General features: G+C 33.2%; 18 protein-coding genes. 11 read left to right on the top strand and 7 right to left on the bottom strand.

Translation table 11 applies throughout. From position 1 onward, the window contains the following. Window positions 1-15 precede the first annotated feature (15 nt). The 5 genes from ACFQ0I_RS16345 to ACFQ0I_RS16325 all read left to right on the top strand — a co-directional run bounded on the left by ACFQ0I_RS16345 (window position 16) and on the right by ACFQ0I_RS16325 (window position 5,740). Window positions 16-1,398 carry a tetratricopeptide repeat protein gene (locus ACFQ0I_RS16345; protein WP_379944040.1) on the top strand — a complete coding sequence of 461 codons (1,383 nt, stop codon included), beginning with the start codon at window positions 16-18 and terminating at the stop codon, window positions 1,396-1,398. Further along, the gene (gene lptC / locus ACFQ0I_RS16340) at window positions 1,398-1,952 is read left to right on the top strand and encodes an LPS export ABC transporter periplasmic protein LptC (protein WP_379944039.1); all 555 of its coding nucleotides are present in this window, start codon (window positions 1,398-1,400) and stop codon (window positions 1,950-1,952) included. The genes ACFQ0I_RS16345 and lptC overlap by 1 nt, the downstream gene beginning before the upstream one ends. 36 nt (window positions 1,953-1,988) lie before the next feature. Continuing rightward, window positions 1,989-2,183, top strand: coding sequence for a hypothetical protein (locus ACFQ0I_RS16335; RefSeq protein ID WP_379944038.1), 195 nt, complete (start codon window positions 1,989-1,991; stop codon window positions 2,181-2,183). Next, window positions 2,184-3,473, top strand: a complete 1,290-nt coding sequence (locus ACFQ0I_RS16330; RefSeq protein WP_379944037.1) for a hemolysin family protein — start codon at window positions 2,184-2,186, stop codon at window positions 3,471-3,473. Between the two features lie 137 nt (window positions 3,474-3,610). Next, a complete protein-coding gene (locus tag ACFQ0I_RS16325) occupies window positions 3,611-5,740 on the top strand; it encodes a SurA N-terminal domain-containing protein (protein WP_379944036.1) in 2,130 nt (709 codons plus the stop codon). Between the two features lie 63 nt (window positions 5,741-5,803). Here ACFQ0I_RS16325 and ACFQ0I_RS16320 read toward each other — a convergent pair whose 3' ends face one another. Together ACFQ0I_RS16320 and ACFQ0I_RS16315 are read right to left on the bottom strand one after the other, a co-directional pair. Continuing rightward, window positions 5,804-6,715 carry a GYDIA family GHMP kinase gene (locus tag ACFQ0I_RS16320; protein WP_379944035.1) on the bottom strand — a complete coding sequence of 304 codons (912 nt, stop codon included), beginning with the start codon at window positions 6,713-6,715 and terminating at the stop codon, window positions 5,804-5,806. A 15-nt stretch (window positions 6,716-6,730) separates the two neighbouring features. Next, a complete protein-coding gene (locus ACFQ0I_RS16315) occupies window positions 6,731-8,047 on the bottom strand; it encodes a hydroxymethylglutaryl-CoA reductase, degradative (RefSeq protein WP_379944034.1) in 1,317 nt (438 codons plus the stop codon). Between the two features lie 215 nt (window positions 8,048-8,262). On the opposite strand from ACFQ0I_RS16315, the gene ACFQ0I_RS16310 reads away from it, so the two are divergent. The 5 genes from ACFQ0I_RS16310 (at window position 8,263) to ACFQ0I_RS16290 (ending at window position 15,601) form a co-directional block, all read left to right on the top strand. Beyond that, on the top strand, window positions 8,263-9,774 hold the full coding sequence (locus tag ACFQ0I_RS16310; RefSeq protein WP_379944032.1) for a peptide MFS transporter: 1,512 nt from the start codon (window positions 8,263-8,265) through the stop codon (window positions 9,772-9,774). A 74-nt stretch (window positions 9,775-9,848) separates the two neighbouring features. Further along, on the top strand, window positions 9,849-11,357 hold the full coding sequence (locus tag ACFQ0I_RS16305) for a peptide MFS transporter (protein WP_379944031.1): 1,509 nt from the start codon (window positions 9,849-9,851) through the stop codon (window positions 11,355-11,357). 77 nt (window positions 11,358-11,434) lie between these two features. After that, window positions 11,435-12,919, top strand: coding sequence for an MFS transporter (locus ACFQ0I_RS16300; protein ID WP_379944029.1), 1,485 nt, complete (start codon window positions 11,435-11,437; stop codon window positions 12,917-12,919). A 17-nt stretch (window positions 12,920-12,936) separates the two neighbouring features. After that, window positions 12,937-14,964 (top strand): peptide MFS transporter, encoded by a 2,028-nt coding sequence (locus tag ACFQ0I_RS16295; protein ID WP_379944028.1) that lies wholly within the window; start codon window positions 12,937-12,939, stop codon window positions 14,962-14,964. Between the two features lie 88 nt (window positions 14,965-15,052). Further along, window positions 15,053-15,601: a thioredoxin family protein gene (locus ACFQ0I_RS16290; RefSeq protein ID WP_379944027.1), complete on the top strand. Its 549-nt coding sequence runs from the start codon at window positions 15,053-15,055 to the stop codon at window positions 15,599-15,601. A gap of 38 nt (window positions 15,602-15,639) precedes the next feature. Here the strand turns inward: ACFQ0I_RS16290 and ACFQ0I_RS16285 are convergent, their stop codons facing one another. From ACFQ0I_RS16285 to surE, 5 genes are read right to left on the bottom strand one after another with little or no spacing between them, the layout of a single operon-like run. Beyond that, window positions 15,640-17,679 (bottom strand): ComEC/Rec2 family competence protein, encoded by a 2,040-nt coding sequence (locus ACFQ0I_RS16285; RefSeq protein ID WP_379944026.1) that lies wholly within the window; start codon window positions 17,677-17,679, stop codon window positions 15,640-15,642. Window positions 17,680-17,702: 23 nt separating this feature from the next. Beyond that, window positions 17,703-18,275 carry a C40 family peptidase gene (locus ACFQ0I_RS16280; protein ID WP_379944024.1) on the bottom strand — a complete coding sequence of 191 codons (573 nt, stop codon included), beginning with the start codon at window positions 18,273-18,275 and terminating at the stop codon, window positions 17,703-17,705. Between the two features lie 8 nt (window positions 18,276-18,283). Then, window positions 18,284-19,396 (bottom strand): lipid-A-disaccharide synthase, encoded by a 1,113-nt coding sequence (gene lpxB / locus ACFQ0I_RS16275; protein ID WP_379944023.1) that lies wholly within the window; start codon window positions 19,394-19,396, stop codon window positions 18,284-18,286. Further along, entirely contained in the window at window positions 19,397-19,678 is a 282-nt protein-coding gene (locus ACFQ0I_RS16270; RefSeq protein WP_379944022.1) for a hypothetical protein, read from the bottom strand. Window positions 19,679-19,681: 3 nt separating this feature from the next. Then, on the bottom strand, window positions 19,682-20,473 hold the full coding sequence (surE, locus tag ACFQ0I_RS16265) for a 5'/3'-nucleotidase SurE (RefSeq protein ID WP_379944021.1): 792 nt from the start codon (window positions 20,471-20,473) through the stop codon (window positions 19,682-19,684). A gap of 269 nt (window positions 20,474-20,742) precedes the next feature. Here surE and ACFQ0I_RS16260 point away from each other — a divergent pair, with 269 nt between their 5' ends. Then, on the top strand, window positions 20,743-22,881 hold the full coding sequence (locus ACFQ0I_RS16260; protein WP_379944020.1) for a carboxy terminal-processing peptidase: 2,139 nt from the start codon (window positions 20,743-20,745) through the stop codon (window positions 22,879-22,881). Window positions 22,882-22,886: the final 5 nt, after the last annotated feature.

The raw sequence follows: 22,886 nt of genomic DNA, 5'->3' as shown, positions 1-22,886 counted from the left end.
CGTAACATTATTAACATGAAAACAAAAATTACATTATTACTAGCTTTTTTATTTATTGGGTTAAATATAAGCTTTGCGCAGCAAGATGAAGAATGCATGACTAAATTGTCCATATTCCACGAATATGTAAAAGCAAAAAACTATGACGCAGCTTATCAACCATGGATGGATGTGAGAACAAAATGTCCAGAATTTAATAATGCTATTTATGTAGATGGCGAGAAAATCTTAAAAGACAGAGTTGAGAAATTTACTGGTGCAGAGAAAGTTGCAGCCATTAAAGACTTAGTAAAAATGTGGGGAGAGAGAGCACAATACTTTCCAGACAAAACCCCAAAAGGTGAGTACGGCGCGCAAGCATGTCAGTTAATGTATGATAATAAAGGTGCTATGAACGCATCTATAGATGAGTTATATGCGTGTTTTGATTCTGTATATAAAGAAGATAAAGCTACTTTTACAAACCCACAAAGTTTGTATACATATTTTTCATTAATGGTTGATTTGTTTGATGCCGGAAAAAAACCTGCTGAAGAATTATTCGACAAATATGATGATATTGTAGAAAAAGTAGAAGAGGAAGTGAAAAATTACTCTGAAAGCTTAAATGAGATTATTGTTAAGGAAGAAGAAGGAACAGAATTATCTAGAAAAGATACTCAGTACAAAGCATATTTCGAAAGTTACTTAACAAATTACGATTTAATTGCATCGGGTATCGATGAAAAAATGGGGTCTAGAGCAAATTGCGAAATCTTAATCCCTTTATATCAAAAGAATTTCGAATCTAATAAAGAAAATGCCGTTTGGTTACAAAGAGCAGCAGGTAAAATGGTTGAAAAAGACTGTACAGGCGATCCATTATTCTTTAAATTAGTAAATGCTTATCACGAATTAAGCCCAACAGCTAAGTCTGCATATTACTTAGGTGTACTTAAAGATAAACAAGGAAAATCTAACGAGGCTATCTCTTTCTACGAGGAAGCTATTAAATTAGAAACAGATAATTACAAAAAAGCTGATTTAAACAATAGAATCGGATTGAAATTAAAAGCAAAAAGTAATTATGGTAGAGCTAGAGGCTTTTTCAGAGAATCACTTAGATTGAACCCATCAAACGGTCGTCCATATTTATCAATTGCTGCTATGTATGCTGCAAGTGCTAATAGTTGTGGTGATACTAACTTTAACAAAAGAGCTGTATATTGGTTAGCGGCAGAAGAGGCAAGAAAAGCGGGACGTGTTGATGCAACCCAACAAGGTAATGCAAATCAATCCGCTGCTAGTTACCTATCTAAAGCACCAACTAAAGCCGAAATATTTAGTGGTGGTATGGCTGGAAAAACAATCAATATTGGTTGTTGGATAGGAGCATCTATAACAGTGCCGAACCTTTAATGAGAAAACAAATTTCAAATAATATTTTTAACATAGTCACCATATTTTTGGTGACTATGTTTTTTTCATGTAACGACAGTTTTAAACAGGTTCAGAAAATGGGAATTTCTGATAATGAACCCGTTGGTGTTGCAGAAAACATTAACTTAAAATATACAGATTCTGGCAGAGTAACGGCAAATCTATTAAGTCCGAAAATGCTAGATTTTACTAACAGAGATTTCCCTTATAATGAATTCCCTCAAGGTATTACACTTTATATCTATGATGAAGAGAATAAAAAAAGTACTGTAATTTCAGATTACGCCATTATTTACGACGCTACTAACCTTATAGATTTACAAGGTAATGTTGTAATTACTACTGCAGATAATAGAATTTTAAAAACCGAGCAATTATACTACGACCAGAAAAGGGAATGGTTGTATACGAATAAGCCAGTAACTTTTTCAAGCGAGAAAGATATTATTAATGGCAATGGTTTCGATTCTAACTCCAAATTCACTAATGCCGAAGTGTTAGAAGTTACAGGATATGTAACTGTCGAAGATTAAATTTAATTATCTTTACCCAAGATTAAACTTATAATTATGATGTTTTCTAAGATTTTTCAATACGCATATTTGGTGTTTGCTGTATTGTTTTTATATGATGGTATTTCAAAATGGAACCTAGATAGAACAGCCTCTTATTTATCGCTAGGATTGGCGGCACTTGCTATATTTATGTTTTTTTTTAGAAGAAGATTTAACACAAAAAATCAGAATAAAGATAATTCAAACTAAATGAGTGTCGATGTTATTATCATTATAGTATCATTAATACTTTCTGCGTTTTTTTCAGGAATGGAGATTGCTTATATCTCTTCAAACAAAATTCATATAGAAATTGAAAAAAAGCAGGATGGTTTACTATCAAGAATTTTAACAAAACTTACTTCTAAACCTTCAAAATATATTGCAAGTATGCTTATTGGAAACAATATCGCACTTGTTATTTATGGTTTTTTTATGGGCGATTTGTTGGTCGATTGGTTTAAAACAATGGTACCAACATCGGTGGCATTTTTAGATTTAATGCTTACCGACTTTAGTTTATTAACACAAACTATAATTTCTACATTGGTAATTTTGGTAACTGCCGAATTTCTGCCAAAGGTGTTTTTTCAAATATATGCTAACAAACTAATTAAGGCATTAGCGGTACCCGCGTATATGTTTTATGTTGTGTTTTCTATTATTTCAGATTTTGTTATTTGGATATCAGATTTTGTATTAAAACATGTTTTTAAAACCGAAGGCGATCAAATACAACTGGCTTTTACCAAAGTAGAGTTAGGTAATTATATTAGTGAACAAATGGAATCTGTTGAAGCGCACGACGATGTAGATTCAGAAATTCAAATTTTCCAAAATGCTTTAGAATTTTCCGAAGTAAAAGCTAGGGAAGTCATGGTGCCTCGTACAGAAATAACAGCTGTAGAAATTAACGATTCCATCAAATCATTAAACGCCCTCTTCACTGAAACCGGATTCACTAAAATATTGGTGTATAAAGACACTATTGACGATATTGTTGGTTATGTGCACTCTTTCGAGTTGTTTAAAAAGCCAAAAAACATTAAAGCCATGTTGCTTCCTGTTGAATTTGTGCCAGAAACAGTACTTATTAAAGACGTGCTTAATGTGCTAATTAAAAAACGAAAAAGCATCGCAGTAGTGTTAGATGAATATGGTGGAACTTCTGGAATAATGACCGTTGAAGATATTGTTGAAGAATTGTTTGGCGAAATTGAAGACGAGCACGATACGATAGATTCCATTGAAGAAAAAATAGACGATTCAACTTATAAGTTCTCTGCAAGATTAGAGGTTGATTATATTAACGAAACTTTCAAGCTTAATTTGCCGGAACATGAACATTTTGAGACACTTGGAGGTTTAATTGTTAGCCATACTGAAGAGATACCAAAACAAAATGAGATAGTTAAAATTGAGGGATTTCAATTTACAATTTTAGAAGTTTCAAATACTAAAATAGACTTAGTAGAACTCAAACTTTTAGACGACGATTAACTTAAAATAATTAAACATGTAACTGCTTTTATTATTAAATAGAAAATAGTATTTTCGCGCACGATAATTAGTCAATTAGCAGTTGGCAACCAACTTAACAAGTAAATCCTAAGATTAGGTAAAATAAATAATATCAGATGGCAGTTTTAAATAAAATTAGACAACGTTCCCTATTTTTAATAATAGTAATAGCATTAGCGTTATTTTCTTTTGTATTAGCAGATTTGTTTAAAAACGAAAATGCATTTGCAGGTAAATCCCAAAATATAGTGGCAACTATAAATGGAAAAGATATTACCCGTGAGTATTTTTTAGAAAAAGTTGAAGCTTTACAACGTCAAGCAGGACCTAATGCAACAAGCACTCAAATAATGAATCAAGTTTGGGAGCAAGAAGTTAGACAAGCAGTAATGGAATCTCAATACGAGAAACTTGGTATTACTATCGAGAAAGAACAAATGAGAGATTTGTTAAAAACGGCATTGTCTGGTAGTCCAGAATTTTTAAATGCAGCAGGCTTATTCGATGAAAATAAAATGAATGAATATATTGCCAATTTAAAAGAAACATCGCCGCAAGGTTACCAAAGTTGGGTTGATTACGAAACAACTATCGCAGCAAACGCTTTACAGCAAAACTATATTAATATGGTTAAGGCTGGTTTAACGGGTACTTTGTTAGAAGGCGAATTAGAGCATAAATTAGAAGGTAATAAAGTAGATATTAATTTTGTTCAAATACCATATACTTCGATAGCCGATAGTTTAGTGAAAATTAGCAAATCAGATATCTCAGATTATATTAGCAAGCGCAAAAAACAATTTGAAGTAGAAGCTACAAGAGATATTAAATTTGTACAGTTTAATGAGATTGCTTCGCCGGAAGATGAGAAAGCGATTGTGGCAGATTTAAAAGGTCTGTTAAAGAATAAAGTTGAGTATAACGAAAGTTCTAAATCGAGTGAAACTATTGTTGGATTTTTAAATACTACTGAAAACGAAGGATTTATTAACTCGAATTCAGACATTAAATTTGATAACCGTTTTGTGTTTAAATCTAGTTTACCTATAGCTGCAGCCGATAGTATTTATAACCTTAAAGAAGGTGCAATTTATGGTCCATATAAAGATAATGGCTACTATAAAATGTCTAAACTAATTGCTGTTAAGCAAATTCCAGATTCTGCTAAAGTAAGACATATTTTAATTCCTTTTGTTGGTTCTCAAAGTGCAGGAGCAGATGTAAGCAGAACAGAAGCTCAAGCTAAAATTTTTGCAGACAGTTTATTAAATGTATTAAAAGCTGACAAAAGTAAATTTCCAGAGTTTGTAAAAGAATATTCTTCAGACCAAGGAAGTATCGAAAAAGAAGGACGTTACGATTGGCATCCATATAATTCTATGGTTCCTGAATTTAACGACTTTGAATTTGAAGGTAATGTTGGTGATATGGGCGTTGTAAAAACGGTTTTCGGATTCCATATTATGGAAATTGAAGGTCAAAAAGCTAAAAACAAAGCAGTTAAAGTTGGAACAATCGCTAGAAAAATTGAAGCTTCTGAAACTACAGTAGACAAAGTATTTAGAGATGCTTCAAATTTTGAATTAGCCGTGGTTGATAAAGATTTTGAGAGCGCCGCTAAAGATAAAAAATACACTGTTAATCCGGTGAATGCTTTAAAGGAGTTAGATGAAAATATTCCAGGAATTGGTAGTCAACGTACAATTGTTCGTTGGGCTTTTGAAGAAGATGCTAAAGTTGGCGATATTAAACGTTTTAACATTCCGAATGGTTATGTAATTGCACAGTTAGTTGCAAAACATAAAAAAGGACTTATGTCTGTTGAAGATGCTAAATTAACTGTTGCTCCAATTATTCGTAACCAGAAGAAAGCAGAAATGATTAGAAAAAGAGCTACTGCAACTACTTTGGAAGCATTAGCGAAAGCTGAAAAAACTACCGTAAGAACTGCTACCGGAATTAATATGAAAAACCCAACCATTACTGGTGTGGGAAGAGAACCACTTGTGGTTGGTTCTGCTTTTGCTTTGAAACAAGGACAAACCTCTAAATTGATAGATGGTGCTAATGGTGTGTATATGGTACAGGTAACTAAAATAGAACGTGCACCTAAATTAGATAATTACCAAGCAGTCGCTAATAGAGTTGAACAACAAAAACTAAATGTGGTGGCTTCTAAACTTTATACAGCTTTAAAAGAGGCTTCAGAAATTGAAGACTATAGAGCTAAAAACCAAATTCAATAAGAAGTTATCTTATTAAATAATGTATACAAAAATGCCTCGAAATAAATCGAGGCATTTTTTGTTTTATAATAGTACCATTTCTTTATATGGTATTATAGTATGATAGCCTTTATTTTTAAAATATTCCGATGGGTTTAGTTCGGCAGTGACTAATATAAAATCGCCACCCCAAGCACCAAGACTTTTAATACTTCCGTTATAATCGTTAAACAATAGTTCTTTTACTGGTTGTTGTTTAATTATTTTTGAAATGATGACTTCGTGTTGGGTAATTAGAGTGTCGAAATCTAAAAGTGTTTTAGACTGTATAATTTTATTAGTAATGTCACTAATTTCAGAAATAGCGGTATCAATAGAGCCTTTATTCGCTTTAAAACTAGCGATACCATCTCGACTGTTTTGTTTTTTGTTTAAATAAACAAAATATAAATTATTCTTGAAAGTGGGATTGAAATCTATTTTATTAACATGTGGTACGCTGTTCTTCAATTGGTATGTTAAGGGGAATTTGTGTTGTGCGCAAGCAATATCGTAACCACTGCCACCAAAAGTGTTTTCTAATAATTTGTAGGCATCTACTTGAGTCCATTGCGCTACATTATTAATTAAGGTTGAAGAAGTGCCCAAACCCCAATTTCTTGGAAATGTTAAGTGTGTAGAAATTTTAATACCCTTTGTTATGCTTAAAAATTCTGGGTTTAATAATCGTGCTGCTTTTAAAATTTGAATGATTCTATTCGAAATGTCATTGCGACCATTCGTCAAACCCGAAGCAAGTTCGTTAAAAGAAAAGGTATCCTCAAACCAAACTTGTCCCTTTTCGTCATAACTTTCCCAAACGATAGTTTGATTTTCAAACGTTTCAACTTGTAGCGATTGACCATATTTAGTAGGTAAGGCAAGCGATAACGCACCATCAAGCACCACATATTCTCCGGTAATTAAAAGTTTTCCGTTGCTATAAAATTTTTGCATTGGTTGATTATTAATCTACATTCTTAATTTTTCAATAGCCTCGGCAACAGCACTATGGGTTACCGTATTGGTTTTAAAATGATTGGTTAGGGTACTTTTTTCGGCATCGGTAGCATTAAACTGGTTTAAAATATTCATTAAATGCATTTTCATATGGCCTTGTTGAATACCAGTGGTTGTAAGCGATTTGAGTGCAGCAAAATTTTGAGCTAGACCAGCAACAGCAACAATCTGCATTAATTCTTTTGCAGACGGGTGGTGCAATAGTTCTAGAGACAATTTCACTAAGGGGTGTAATCCTGTTAAACCACCCACGGTTCCTAGGGCTAATGGGATTTCTATCCAAAAAGTAAAAATGCCATCTTCAATTTTTGCATGCGATAAACTACTGTATGTTCCATTTCGAGAGGCATAGGCGTGTACACAAGCTTCAATGGCTCTAAAGTCGTTTCCTGTTGCTAAAACCACCGCATCGATGCCATTCATAATGCCTTTGTTATGCGTTACTGCTCGATAAGGTTCAACTTCAGCAATTTTCACCGCTTGAATAAATTTTAAGGCAAATTCTTCAGGTAAAATGCTGTCATCTTCATATAAATCTTCAATCTTACAGCTTACTTCTGCTCGTACCAGGCAATCGGGCACATAGTTAGAAAGTATGCTCATCACAATTTGAATGTTCTTTTCTTCAGCAGAAAAACCTTCAAAGTTTAAAGCTTCGTTTTTAAATGTTTTAGCAAATTGCTCTAAACAAGAATTTATAAAATTGGCACCCATAGCATCTAAAGTTTCAAATGATGCATGGAGCTGGTAGTAGCCTTGAATATCCTGAGTTTTATTTCTTAATTCTATATCTAAGATACCACCACCACGTTTTTGCATGTTTTTGGTGATATGTGATGCCTCTTGAATAAGTTTTGATTTTATGTCATTAAAAAAGCGCTGCAATGTTTCGAAATCCCCTTGAAACATAAAATGCACTTGCCCGATTTTGGTAGTCGAAATTACTTCGGTTTTAAATCCGCCTCTGTCCATCCAAAATTTCGCAGCTTTACTAGCCGCAGCAACCACCGAACTTTCTTCAATAGCCATGGGTATCGTGTACAGCTTTCCATTAATTAAAAAATTGGGAGCTACACCTAATGGCAAGTAATAATTAGTAATGGTATTCTCAATAAATTCGTCGTGAAGTTGCTGAAGTTTGTCGTTGGTATTCCAGTATTGTTTTAAAATACGTTTGGCATCTTCGGCATTAGAAAAGTAGGTTTCAACGATCCAATCAATTTTTTTTGATTTCGATAATTTTGAAAAACCAGAAATTGAAGCACACATGTTTTTTAATTTTAAAAACACAAAGATACTACATCTAATATTTATATATGTCGAGCCTTATTTAATTGTGATTAATTACTGTTTTTTGAAGAATTTTTAGTAAACTTGGAAACTTTTAATAAAACCGCAATGAATGATTGAAATTAACAAGATTATATTAATCTTACCAGAATAAAATTCATGAATTCAGGAATAGTTATAATGATAATAAATAAATGGTAAACAGTAAGTTAGAACCACACCAGAAAGAACTTTGGGGGCAACCCATTGGATTGTATGTATTGTTTTTAACCGAAATGTGGGAGCGCTTCTCTTACTATGGTATGCGGGCATTATTGGTGTTGTACATGACTACCTCGACTTTGGGTGATGATGCGCGAGGCGCAGGTTTGGGTTGGACGAGTAAAGAGGCACTCGCACTTTACGGTTGGTACACCATGTTAGTATATGTTATGTCAATCCCCGGTGGGATGATTGCAGATAAATTTATAGGACAAAAAAAGGCCGTTTTGTATGGCGCTATAATTTTGTGCATGGGTCATGGCGTTTTAATATTAACAGATATTTGGGCGTTTTATACGGGACTTGGCCTTGTAATTTTAGGGGTGGGTCTATTAAAACCAAATATTTCGACCATGGTTGGCGGATTGTATGCAGAAGGTGATATTAGAAGAGACAAAGGATTTAGTATTTTCTACATAGGCATAAATACCGGATCATTATTAGCAACTATGATTATTGGAGGTGTCGTGGCGAAATGGGGTTGGCATGCTGGCTTTGGACTTGCCGGTATTGTTATGGTTTTAGGGTTGATTAATTATGTTTTTGGTCAAAAGTATTTAGATAAAGTGGGTGATTTTGTACCAAGCACTAACGATGAAAATGAAGTATCATACGGCAAATTATATTCTAATCTGTTAACCTCTCCAAAACAATTACTTATTGTTGGAATTTTACTTTTAGCTTCAATTTATGGATGGTATAAATTAGAATGGGGCTTTGGTTTGTTATTCATTTTCTTAACTGCCATTGCTGCGTTGCTAATTATGATTTATAAAGAATTAGATTCGCAAATATTTAAAGACAGATTCTTAGTCTTATTACTCTCTTTTATAATGGTCATAATATTTTGGGGCGCTTTTGAGCAAGCTGGAGGGCTAATGAATTTATATACAGATACAAAGACCAATAGAGTGTTGTTAGGTTGGGAAATTCCAACAGTAATGTTTCAAAGTTTAAATGCTGGTTTTATTATCATTTTTGCGACTATAGTTGCTGGTTTCTGGGCTAAACGGAAACTTAAAGGTAAGGAAGCTTCTTCATTATTTAAAATGGCATTGGGTATTATCATAATGGGTTTTGGGTTTCTTTTCATGGTATTTGCAGCTATGGAATTTGAGAGTTCTGGAACTTCAAGTATGATTTGGTTAGTCTTGGCTTATTTGTTTCACACAATTGGCGAGCTATGTTTGTCTCCAGTCGCATTATCTTTTATAACTAAATTGGCGCCAGTGAAATACGCTTCGTTGATTATGGGCGTTTATTTTGCATCGTCAGGTTTAGGAAATAAAGTAGCAGGCCTTATTGGTGAGTCGGCTTCTAATTACGGCGAATATTCGGTGTTTTCTGGCATTTTAATATTTACGGTACTCATTGGAACGATATTTATTTTACTATTGAAGCCATTAAAACGCTTAACACATGCAGCAGAAGATAATGAACAGTAAAATTTTTGAATGGTACTTGGATTTGAATATGAAAAAATAAATAGCTTAAATTTTTTATAAAACAATAAATTAATATGAATACAGACAATAACCTTTCTAAAGACAAGGGATTAGGGCATCCAAAAGGACTCTATACGCTTTTTGCTACAGAAATGTGGGAGCGATTTAGCTACTACGGAATGAGAGCTTTATTAACTTTATATCTTACTGCTGAATTAGCAAATGGTGGATTTGGTTTGAATAGAGAAGAATCATTAGCACTTTATGCCATTTTCACAGGTTTAGTTTACTTAACTCCAATACTTGGAGGTTGGGTTGCCGATAATTTCCTTGGAAAAAGAAAAACAGTTTATATTGGTGGTTTGGTTATGGCAGTTGGCCAGTCTTTATTGGCTGCAAGTGCATTTTTATCACATTCATTGGATCCAGAAACACGACTGTTTCTATTTAACTTTGGTTTAGGTGTACTTATTATAGGGAACGGGTTTTTCAAACCAAATATCTCTACAATAGTGGGAGATTTTTATGATGATAATGACCCTAGAAAGGATTCTGCTTTTAATATTTTCTATATGGGAATAAACTTAGGAGCCATTTTAGGACCATTTGTTGCAGGTGCCTTAGGTGAAAATGTGTCTTGGGGTTATGGTTATTTAGCGGCAAGTATAGGTATGATAATAGGTGTTTTATGGCTTAAAATGAGAGAAGGTACATTAGAACAAAAAGGATTACCACCAAATTCACCTGACGATAAATTTATATTAGACAGCAAAGATTGGCGCGATATTATTGTATATGCTATTGCATTAGTAGTTGCAACATTAGTAATTGTTTTTATTTGGGGAATGTTGCCCTACAATGTCACCGATATAATTACTTATGTAGGTTTTGCAGTTGGTATTATTGGTCTCGGGACTGTTGTATTCAAAGGAACTAATGGTTCGGCTGAATGGAGTAGAATGATTGTTATTTTAGTATTGGCTTTCTTTAACGTTGCATTTTGGGCAGGATTTGAACAAGCTGGTGGAACAATGAACTTATTTGCAAAAGAAAATACAGATAGGCTTCTATTCGGATGGGAAGTTCCTGCAACTTGGTATCAGAATATAAATCCGATTGCAATTTTAATTTTTGCACCTATTTTTTCTATTATGTGGTTAAAGTTAGATGCCATGAAATTTAACCCAAGAACACCTATAAAATTTGCCATCGGTTTATTTTTAGGAGCATTCGCTTTCTGGATTATGACACAAGCAAGTAATTCTGCTGCTGGCGGAGATTTAGTTTCTCCTTGGTGGTTAGTAATTGTTTATGTTGTTTTAACTCTTGGTGAATTAATGTTATCTCCAATTGGACTTTCTATGATTACTAAACTAGCACCAAAAAAATTAGTTTCAGTTGTAATGGGCTTATGGATGGCAAGTTTTGCTGCAGGTAACTATTTAGCTGGTATGTTAGAAAGTATTTTACTTAAATATGATTTCCAGTTATATCCTTTTATAACTATGTTAATGTTAGGCTCAGGACTATGTCTTGTTATATTGTCTCCTTTCTTAAACAAAGCAATGAAAGGTATTCACTAAAATGTCAAAAAATATAATAATATAATTTTAAAAGCTCAAGAAATTAGTTTCTTGAGCTTTTCTTGAAAATATCTACTATGAGTATAGAAAAAAAATCATTTTTTGGTGTAATGAAGTCTTATAATAAGAACTTCTGGGTGGCAAGCGGAATGGAATTATTTGAACGTTGGGCTTGGTACGGTTTATTCGCGGTGTTAGCCTTATATCTCACAGGGTCAACCGATGAAGGCGGCCTAGGATTTACCCATACTGAGAAAGGACAAATTATGGGTATTGTAACTGCAATATTATACCTTCTACCAATGATTACTGGAGTAATTGCTGATAAAATTGGTTATAAACGTTCATTAATAATAGCCTATATTTTATTAATCACTGGTTATTATTTAATGGGTGAAGTTTCAAGTTATTCTTCTGTATTTTTAGTTTTTCTATGGGTAGCCGTTGGTGCCGCTATGTTTAAACCAGTAGCTTCAGCTATAATTACAAAAAATACTGATGAATCTAACTCGACCTTAGGCTTCGGGATTTTTTATATGATGGTAAATATTGGAGGATTTGTTGGTCCTGCAATGTCTTCAACTTTAAGAACACAATACGGCTGGAAAATTATTTTCTTGCAAGCCGCAATGGTTATTGCAATTAACTTAGTAATTCTGCTACTTTTTTACAAAGAAAAAGATAGAGTTAAAAGTACCGATACATTAGGGGAAGCAATTATAGGTTCACTTAAAAATATGTGGGAAGCGGTTAAAGACACGCGTCTTTCTGTTCTTTTGGTTATAATGGTTGGTTTCTGGACTATGTTCAATCAATTATTTTATACACTTCCTACATTCATCGAAGATTGGGTAGATACTGCAGCATTACACGATTCTATCGCGCAGATTTCTCCCTGGTTGGCAAGTTTTATGAGTGGTGGTGGTACATCTATTAATCCAGAAATGTTGATAAATATTGATGCAGGTGCTATTATTTTATTTCAATTACTTGTATCCTATTTTGTTCTTAAAATGCGTCATGTCAGCGCAATGATTACCGGTTTTATTATAGCTTCAATAGGTATTGGAATTACATTTTATACCGGAAACGGTCTTTATACAATTTTAGGTATTGTTATTTTCGCTATTGGTGAAATGATGACGAATCCAACATTTTCTTCATTCATTGCTTTAATTTCTCCTAAAGGGAAAGAAGCATTATATATGGGGACTTATTTCTTACCGATATTCTTAGGTAATTTTTTAACCACTTTTATTTCTGGAAATTTATACGAAGCTTGGTCAGATAAAATTAGTTTATTACAAACAGAAATGGCTTCCAGAAATATAGCAATGCCAGAAATAACTAAAGAATTTACAAAAAACGATTATTTTGCTACCGCATCTGAAAAATTAGGAATGACTCAAGTTGAAATGACTCAAATGGTTTGGGATACATACAATCCAAACAAAATTTGGTATGTAATTGTAGCTATAGGTATTGTTACAATTTTAGCATTATCAATTTATGACAGATTAGTTATTCGTCCAAAAGAAGCAGCTGCTAAAGCAGGAAACTAAATTTTTAATTTGAAAAAATGAATTTAAAAAGAAACGAATTTTTTGACACTCAGGTTTTAGGACACCCTTCAGGGCTTTTTGTATTATTCTTCACAGAAATGTGGGAGCGCTTTTCATTTTATGGAATGCGCGCCTTATTGGTTCTGTTTTTAGTAAGTGCCTTAGGCATTGGCGGTTGGGACTGGCCACGAGAGAACGCACTTGCATTGTACGGAACATATTTGGCCTTACTCTATTTAACGCCTATCATTGGTGGAACTTTAGCCGATAAATATTTAGGAAATAGAAAAGCAATTATTATAGGAGCTGTTGTGATGACCTTGGGTCACGCAAGTATGGCGATAGAATCAAATCCGTTTTTTTTATATTCAGGCTTAGCTTTACTAGTTATTGGAACTGGTTTTTTTAAACCAAATATGACTTCCTTTATTTCTGTTTTATATAAAGATTTCCCAGATAAAAAAGATGGGGCTTATACCATTTTTTATATGGGTGTAAATGCAGGAGCCTTTTTGGGTATTATGCTTTGCGGTTATTTAGGTGAAATCTTAGGTTGGAGCTGGGGATTTGGATTGGCTGGTATTTTTATGTTGTTGGGTTTGTTACAATTTACTTTCGCCCAACCTATTTTTGGTGAAGTAGGAAATAGACCAAATAAAGAGGACAAAACCATTGAAACCGACGATCATACAAAGGTTGAAGATAAATTGAACCCATTTACAACAATTGACAAAATTTTAATTGTATTGATTTCAATTATGGGTTTAACATGGGTTATAAACGATCCGCTTTCAAAAATTGGAACTGTCAATTTTTTAGAATTTGGTGGTGTCGATTATTCGGGAAAAATAATTGTTGTAACACTTATTTTATTCGTGTATTTATTGGGTTCAAGAATTGTAAGATATAGTCCTATTACACGCGATAAAATGTTAGCTGTGGTTGTATTTGCTTTCTTTATTATTTTCTTTTGGGCTTCATTTGAACAAGCCGGAGGTTCTATGAGTATTTTTGCAAAAGATTACACAAGTCGTATTTTATCAGGTAATGCTGCCTTCATTTTTAATATTGTCGATATTATTATAACCGTAGTTCCAATTGCTATAATTACATATGTGCTGTTTTTACTGTTTAAGCAAACTTTCAAAAAATACTTTTTATCAAATTTAATTTTAGCATTTAGCTTCGTGCTAATTTGGGGAATTGTAATTTGGAAAATTTATAACAATTTCAATACTTATTCTTATGAAATTACTTATAATACGTATCAAATTTCTGAAACTATTGATGGGAAAGAAATTGTAAAAGAATTTCCTGTTAATTCCGAAACAGTCGTGCCTGATAATGCTGTTTTAGTTGAAAATACAACTGTTATTTTATCATCAAACGATTTTGTTAAAAACGATCAAATCGACATTATTGATATTGATAAAAAAGGAGCAAACTTTAAGTATTTAACCCCTGAACAAGCAACTTCTATAGATACCAATATTGATGCTACAATTGTAAGAAAGAAGGACAATGAAATTCAGATTCCTGCAACTTGGTTTTTAATATTAAATTCGTTATTTATAATTACGTTTGCCCCATTATTCTCAAAATGGTGGGAAAGCAAATACAACCCAAAACCTGCGAACAAATATGCCATCGGACTCTTTTTCTTAGGTATTGGATTTGCGTTTTTAGCGTATGGTGCGGCAGGTATTCCACAAGGGGCAAAAACGGCTTCAGTGAGTATTGTTTGGTTAATTTTGGCTTATTTATTCCATACTCTGGGCGAATTATGTGTATCGCCTGTAGGGCTTTCCTATGTGAGTAAATTGGTGCCGCCACGTATGATTGCATTTATGTTTGGAGTTTGGTATTTAGCTTTGGCCATTGGAAATAAAACATCTGGTAAAATGGGCTCAATGATTGATGAAATTACCGCTAATTATAATATTTCAACCTTTTTCTTAATATTTACAATTGTGCCCATTATTATAGGTTTTATAGCACTGTCATTAAGTCCATTGCTTAAAAAATTAATGCATGGCGTTCGTTAATCGAAAATAACGTTAAAAATTTTTCAAAATGCTCCTAATTTGGAGCATTTTTTGTAAGTTCGGAACAAGTTTTGCTACAAATTGAATTATGAAGAAATTAGGATTATTATTAGTATTGACTCTTTTAACGGCTGTTGAAGGGTTTTCACAAGAAATTAATTGGGTGTCTTTAGAAAAGGCGATTGAACTTCAAAAGAAGACTCCAAAGAAAATTATGATGGACGTTTACACCAATTGGTGCGGGCCCTGTAAAATGTTAGATAAAAACACGTTCAGAAATGCTGATGTTGTAAAATATGTGAATGCCAATTATTATGCGGTAAAGTTTAATGCCGAGGGCAATGAGAAAGTAAATTATAAAGGTAAAAGTTATACCAATCCTGGGTATAAACCAGAGTTGGTTAACAGTCGTAATTCAGCTCATGAGTTGTCTCGATTATTGCAAATTCAGGCATATCCAACCATTGTTTTTCTAGATGAAAAAGGCGATGTAATTGCACCTATAAGAGGCTATCAATCACCGCCGCAATTAGAATTGTATTTAAAAATGTTTAGAGCAGATGAGCATAAAACCTTAGATACTCAAGAAAAATTTAACTCCTATTATTCGGCGTTTAAACCAGCCTTTAAAGGATAAACTATTATAGCTAACACCGTCTGTTAATAGGGGAAAACCTAAAATTTTATAACAAAAGCTCCTTTTTTACTCGTTTGGTAAAAAGGGAGTTTTCGTTTTTTGCACACAGATTCCCAATGGGTAATGTATGATTTGTAATTACTGCCATCTGCGATTATATGTTTTGGGTTTAGCGAATCAATCAGCCTGTTTAAATTTATTTTAGGCGACTGCCGAAGCAATACATAATCAGGTTCAAACGATTTTATATTGTAAACACCTAAACTATCAATTACTAATATCTTTTTATTGTTAAGTAAGTACACTGATTGAATCGAATCTTTTTCAACGGTTTTTATATGATTACCAACTACGTAATCTTTAATTATTTTGCTTTTTACTTCATTAACACTGTCAAAATCTGAAGCTACAGTAATTTTGTTTTTTGTTGTTGTTCCCAAAAGAGAATTCCTGCTTTTGTGGAATATTATAAATTCATTTTCTGGTTTTTTTAATGAAGTATAACTAATGGCAACCTGACAAATTAGAATGGCTATTAAAAAAAGTTTTAAAGTGGAATAGTTGCGCTTAATGTAGAAGCCAACCAAAGCGATAATAAAAATATATGCGACTATAACATATAAAAGATTAAATGGGATGTCTTTAAATAGAAATGATTCTTGCTGAGATACCCAGGCAACAAACCTATTCATTAAACTTATAATATAGCCATAAATACTAGCTGCAACAGGTGGAAGTGCATTTAAAACAGCAAGCAAAATAACGCCAATACCACAACCTAGAATAAGACCTAAAAGCGGAATAATAATTAAATTAGAAAGGAAAAATAAACTAGGAAATTGATGAAAATAATATAAGCTAAGTGGTATAATGCCAAATTGTGCCGATACAGTTACCGTTAAAGTATGCCAATAAAATTTCACAATTTTGTTTTTGGGTTTCCATAAATTGAATAATAAGGGGTCGATAGCCACAATAGACAAAACGGCCAAATAGCTTAGCTGAAAACCAACATCGAATAAAAAAAGCGGTTTAAAAAGCAATATTACAAACATGGAAATCGCTAAAGTGTTATAAATATTGGTTGGCCTTTTTAAATTCATAGCGATGGCAACAATACTAAACATAGTAACCGCTCTGGTTACCGAAGCCGAAAGTCCTGCTATAATGGCAAAACTCCATAAAATTGAAACTATTAAGATTGACTTTAAAAGCGCTCCGTTTTTAATACGGTCTATTGGTTTAAATACAAATTGCAAAAGCAATAAAATGATACCTATATGGAGTCCTGAAATCGCTAATATATGTATAGCGCCAGCATTCGTGTAACTGGAATAAATTTCTTCGCTAATGTCTTGTCGTTGCCCGAGTAAAAGGGCATTAATAATGGCTAATTCATCTGCCGTAAAAGGGTAGCGTTTTAGTTTTTTGTTAATATGATTACGTATGTTATTCGCAATGCCAAAAAGTGTAAGTTCATCGGAATTTAATCTATAAAGCGCCTGCTTTGATGTGAAAATTTGATGATAAATATACTTCTTCTCCAAATAGATTTTATAGTCGAATTGATACGGATTTAAAGGATGAATTAAATCTTTAAATTCGGTTTTTGTTATAAAGACATCGTCTACTTTTAAAGTATTTTGTAAGCTATCTTTTTGAATATTTAAGAGTGTTTTTCCGGAGATTTTTTTGCTGTCAATTTCAAACAAATCGACAATGTATTTGTCATAATAATTCCCAGGTTTTAAAACCTCACGCACTCTAAATTTGATAGTTTTAAGAGAATCTTTTGCTTCAAAAAGTTGATGTGTATAATGAAACCGATTGTTTTTTTCGTTGTGTAGATTGGTGAGTAGTACTCCCACAGAAATTGTTAGCAGATACGTGCATAAACCAAACCAAATGGTTTTAATGAATTGTTTTCTTGCAATGAGATACGAATAGAGGAGTAGAGCAAACAAGACCCCGGTAAGCATCAAGTTTAACTTTAAAGCAATATTAAAAAAGTAACCAATAATAATACCAGTTACTAGGCAGAAAGTTAATTTTATGATGGTGAAATTTAGTAGTCTCATTTCACCGAAAGATATAAAAATTCTTATAAAATCCGACGGGCTTCCACAAAGGCAGAATTCCAGTAATTTTCTGAGAGTTTCGAAACGGTTACGCCTGCACTTAATGTAGCATGTATGAATTCTATTTTCCCGGGTTCGCTATTAACTACCAGTCCAACATGATTTATGTCGTTTCTTCTGTTCGAGGTTTTAAAAAATAGTAAATCGCCTTCTTGTGTGTTCGATAACGAGATTTTTTCACCTTTTCTGGCCATATCCCTAGAGCTTCTGGGTAATAAAATGTTAAATGCTCTAAACGATTCAAAAACTAAACCAGAGCAATCCATTCCATCTGCGGTGGCGCCTCCAAATTTATATTTTACACCATTAAATTGTTTTGCATAATCGACTATGCTCATTACTTTAGCATCTTCAGATTCAACGCTGTTTGTGTAAGCCGTATTTATTTCAAAATCAGATGAAATTAATTTCTCATCGAACTCAGGTTGTTCAATACCAGTTTTAATAGCTTGTCTTTTTTTTACTATTATGTGGTTTGAAGTTTTACAGCTTATTCCAGAAAAAACTACTAATAACAATATAATGGCTTTCTTCATAGGTTTGGTTATGCTTTGATGGCGTTATAAATTAATTTGGCGGTTTTTTCACTAGCGCCTTTTCCGCCCAATATTTTTTCTAATTCGTTATAATCAGCAAATATTTTAGAACGCTCTTTTTCGTCTAAAATTATATTAAGTTCTTTTTTTAATCTTTTTTTGTTGAAGTCATTTTGAATAAGTTCTGTAACTACTTCCTTATCCATAATTAAATTAACTAGAGAAATATATTTTAAAGTAATTATTCTTTTCGCTATTTGATACGAAATGGCGCTGCCTTTGTAGCAAACCACCTGTGGCACTTTAAATAAGGCAGTTTCTAAAGTTGCCGTTCCTGAGGTAACTAATGCCGCCGAAGCTACACTTAACAAATCGTAGGTTTTATTAGAAATGAAATTTATGTTTTTCGATTTTATAAACGGTTCGTAGAAATTGTAATCTTGACTTGGAGCGCCTGCAATAACGAATTGATAATCTGTAAAATCTTTAGCAATGCTTAACATAACGCTAAGCATGTTTTTTATTTCCTGCTTTCGGCTTCCCGGTAATAAGGCAATTATCGGTTTTTCGCTTAGATTGTTTTCGGTTCTAAATTGCTTTTCGTCTATTATTTTTCTATTGGCAATCGCATCAATTAATGGATGCCCAACAAAGGTCACCTTGTAATCGTATTTTTTATAAAAATCTTCAACAAATGGCAATATTACGAACATGGCATCAATGTCGCGTTTTATGGCTGGTACACGTCCTGCTCTGGAGGCCCAAACTTGCGGAGAAATATAGTAATTTGTTCTGAAATTTTGTTGTTTTGCCCATTTCGCAATGCGTAAATTAAATCCAGAATTGTCAATAAAAATAATTACGTCTGGGTTAAAGTTTTGTATGTCTTGTTTGCAAAATGCGATGTCCTTAAATATGGCAGACAGATTCATGATTACTTCTGCAAACCCCATAAAAGAACGTTCTTTATAGTGTTTTACCAACGTACCACCAACTGCCTGCATTAAATCGCCACCCCAAAACCTGAAATTGGCCGATGGGTCTTCCTTAGCCAAGGCTTTCATAAGGTTTGATCCGTGTAAATCTCCCGAAGCTTCTCCAGCGATAATATAATACTTCATTTAAAAAAGTTTAAAAACAAAAGTAAATACAGCCACAAATACAGTTATTAATAGCACACCGCGAGCTCGATAGTCTTGTCTTTTTTTTATGAAAACAAAAAATGCAGCTAAATTTAAAATAGCACCTAAGCTTATTAATTTTCCTAAAAAACCTTCGTTTGCAGCAGCTTTTATAACATGAGTAAAATCGTCCCCATTGCCAAATAAAGTAGCCACTAGTATTAATCCTATGCTATTAGCTATTAAGCCTACCAACATGCCTGTAAAAATATCCTTTTTCATTTGTTACTTAATTTGTACAGATTTATTTAAATCCCAAGAGTTTAATTTCTCAATAAAATGATGTGCTGTTAAATCAAACTGACTTGGTACCACCGAAATATAACCGTGTTCTAACGCCCACTCATCGGTATCTTCGCCACCATCTAAATTAACAAATTTACCCGAAAGCCAATAATAGTCTTTACCCTGCGGGTTGATTCGCTTGTCAAATTTTTCAACCCAATTGGCTCTTGCTTGTCTGCAAATTTTTATGCCTTTTATCTCTTCTTTCGAAATATTAGGAATATTTACATTTAATACAATGCCGTTGGGTAATCCATGTTTTAATACATTTTCAGTGATTGTTTTTACATAGTCGTCGCATGCATCAAAATTAGCAGTCCAGGTATAATCTAAAAGCGAAAATCCAATAGAAGGAATGCCTTCAATACCAGCTTCAATGGCAGCACTCATAGTGCCAGAATAGATAACATTAATCGAAGCATTCGACCCATGATTTATACCAGAAACACAAATGTCTGGTCTTCTGTCAAGTTTTTCTCTAATTGCAAGTTTTACGCAGTCGGCAGGTGTTCCAGAACAGCTATATTCAGTCTGTGGACCCTCATTAACAAAAACCTGTTCAACATATAATGTAGCATCTAATGTTATAGCGTGCCCCATGCCACTTTGTGGACTGTTTGGTGCGACCACCACAACATCGCCAATGGTATTCATTATTTTTACTAAAGCTCTGATTCCCGGTGCATTAATGCCATCATCATTAGTAACTAATATAAGAGGTTTGTTTTTCATTTATATAATAAGAATAGTACCGCTAAAATACATAAATTCCACAGTTTACTTAGTATTTCTTCAGTTTAACAAAAAATTAGTAGCACATTGCAGTTGTTGGCATAGTTTTTTCTTTATTTTAGTAAAAAAATGTTGGTTTGTTTTCAAGCCATAGCTAATAACTGAATAAAAAATAAGGATGCTGCCGATTTTAACGCACTATTGTTTTTTGTTTAGCGATTACTAATTTTGTTCAGTCTATAATGAAGGCTAATTATTAAAATTAAAGTATGAAAAGGAAATATATAGTGCTGCTGTTATCAATACTGCTGGCTTTTGGGTCATGTAGTTTTACTACTAAAAAATTTAGCAACCCAGATAAAGATAAATTGCTTATTCAGGTAATTACGTTTGTCTTGCAACAAGGTCATTTTAATCCAAAAGAATTTGATGATAATTTCTCTGAAAATTTATTCGATAATTATTTGGAAGTGCTAGATCCTGTGAAGCGGTATTTTTACGAGTCTGATATTAAGGATTTTGAAAAGTATAAATACACCATAGACGATCAGTTGAAAGCAACCGATATTACATTTTTTAATGTAGTTCATGAGCGTATGTTAAAGCGTTTTGCAGAGGTTAAGGAAATTTATCAAGAAGTTTTGTCTGAACCTTTTGATTATTCAACAGACGAAAATTTTGATACTGATTACGAACTTACACCTTATGTAAAAAACAGAAAAGAAATGAAAGAGCGCTGGAGACAACAATTAAAGTTTTCCACACTTTCTAATTATGATGATTTATATAATCAGGAAAGACGAACAAAAGAAAGAGATCCTTCTTATGTAATGAAAACCGAGGCACAAATCGAGAAAGAAGCGCGCGAATCTACATTAAAATCGATTAATGTTTATTTTAATGATAATATCGATGATTTTGAAAGAGAAGATTGGTTTGCTATTTATGTAAACACCATTGTTGAAGAATTTGATCCACATACTTATTACTTAGCGCCTAAAAGCAAAGAGGATTTCGATCAGCGCATGTCTGGTAAATTGGAAGGGATTGGAGCAAGATTGCAAAAAAGAATGGATTACATAAAAATTGTAGAGTTGATTTCTGGAGGTCCGGCATGGAGAAGTAAAGAGCTTGAGGTTGAAGATGTCATATTAAAAGTGAAGCAGGAAAACGAAGAGTTCCCCGTTAACATTGTGGGTATGCGTATTAACGATGCCATAAAATATATTAAAGGCCCAAAAGGCACTAAAGTAACGCTTACTATTAAAAAAGTTGATGGTACTATTAGAGACGTGACTATTACAAGAGACGTTGTAGAGTTAGAAGAAACTTATGCAAAGTCTTCTGTTATAAAAAGGAACAACATGACTTTTGGAATTATAGATTTGCCATCATTCTATGTAGATTTTAACGATTATAAAAACATAAACGCGGCCAAAGATGTTAAAACAGAAATTGAACGTTTAAAAGCTGAAGGTATTGATGGCTTGGTGTTAGATTTGCGTAATAATGGCGGTGGTTCCTTGCCAACCGTGGTAGAAATGGCGGGGTTATTTATTAAAGATGGTCCTATAGTCCAGGTACGATCAACAGGCGAATCTAAAGAGGTGTTAAAAGATAGAGATTCTTCCATTTCGTGGGATGGTCCGTTAGTCATTTTAGTAAATGAAATATCGGCATCGGCATCAGAGATTTTGGCTGCAGCTATGCAAGATTATAAGCGCGCCATCGTTATTGGTGGTAAACAAACCTATGGTAAAGGAACAGTTCAAAATGTAATTAACCTAAATAATATGCTTCGAAATAATACCAGTGGCGATTTAGGAGCATTAGCCTTAACCACCCAGAAATATTATAGAATTAACGGAGGTTCTGTGCAATTAGAAGGTGTTAAGAGTGATGTTAATGTGCCAGGTAAATTTAGTTTTATAGAGGTAGGTGAGAAGGATAAGGAAAACGCCTTACCATGGGACGAAATTGATGCTGCAGTATACACGCCTTGGGATAATTATTTTGATTATACCACAGCCATTAAGAAAAGCAAAGAGCGCATGAGTAATAATCCGCAGTTAAAACTAATAGAAGATAACGCGAGATGGGTTAAAAATAAAATTGATGAAACCATAGTGCCATTAAATTATAACAAATATAAAGCTGGTTTAAAACTAAACGAAGAAGAAGCGAAGCAATTTGAAGCTCTTTCAAATTATAAAACGAATTTAACATTCGATTCGACTTCTTATGAAAAAACACTTTTTACTAAAGACACAACCGACTTAAAAGAAAAAAGGATGCGTTGGCATGAAAGTTTAACTCATGATGTTTACGTAGAAGAAGCCGTAAATGTGTTAGAAGATTTAAGAGCATCATACCCAATTAAAAAGGTAGCAAGAGCTGTAAAAAATTAGTGTAT

Source organism: Mariniflexile aquimaris, assembly GCF_042676825.1.
In the GTDB taxonomy this organism is placed as follows: Bacteria; Bacteroidota; Bacteroidia; order Flavobacteriales; family Flavobacteriaceae; genus Mariniflexile; species Mariniflexile aquimaris.
This window is presented reverse-complemented; position numbering and strand designations above follow the sequence as displayed.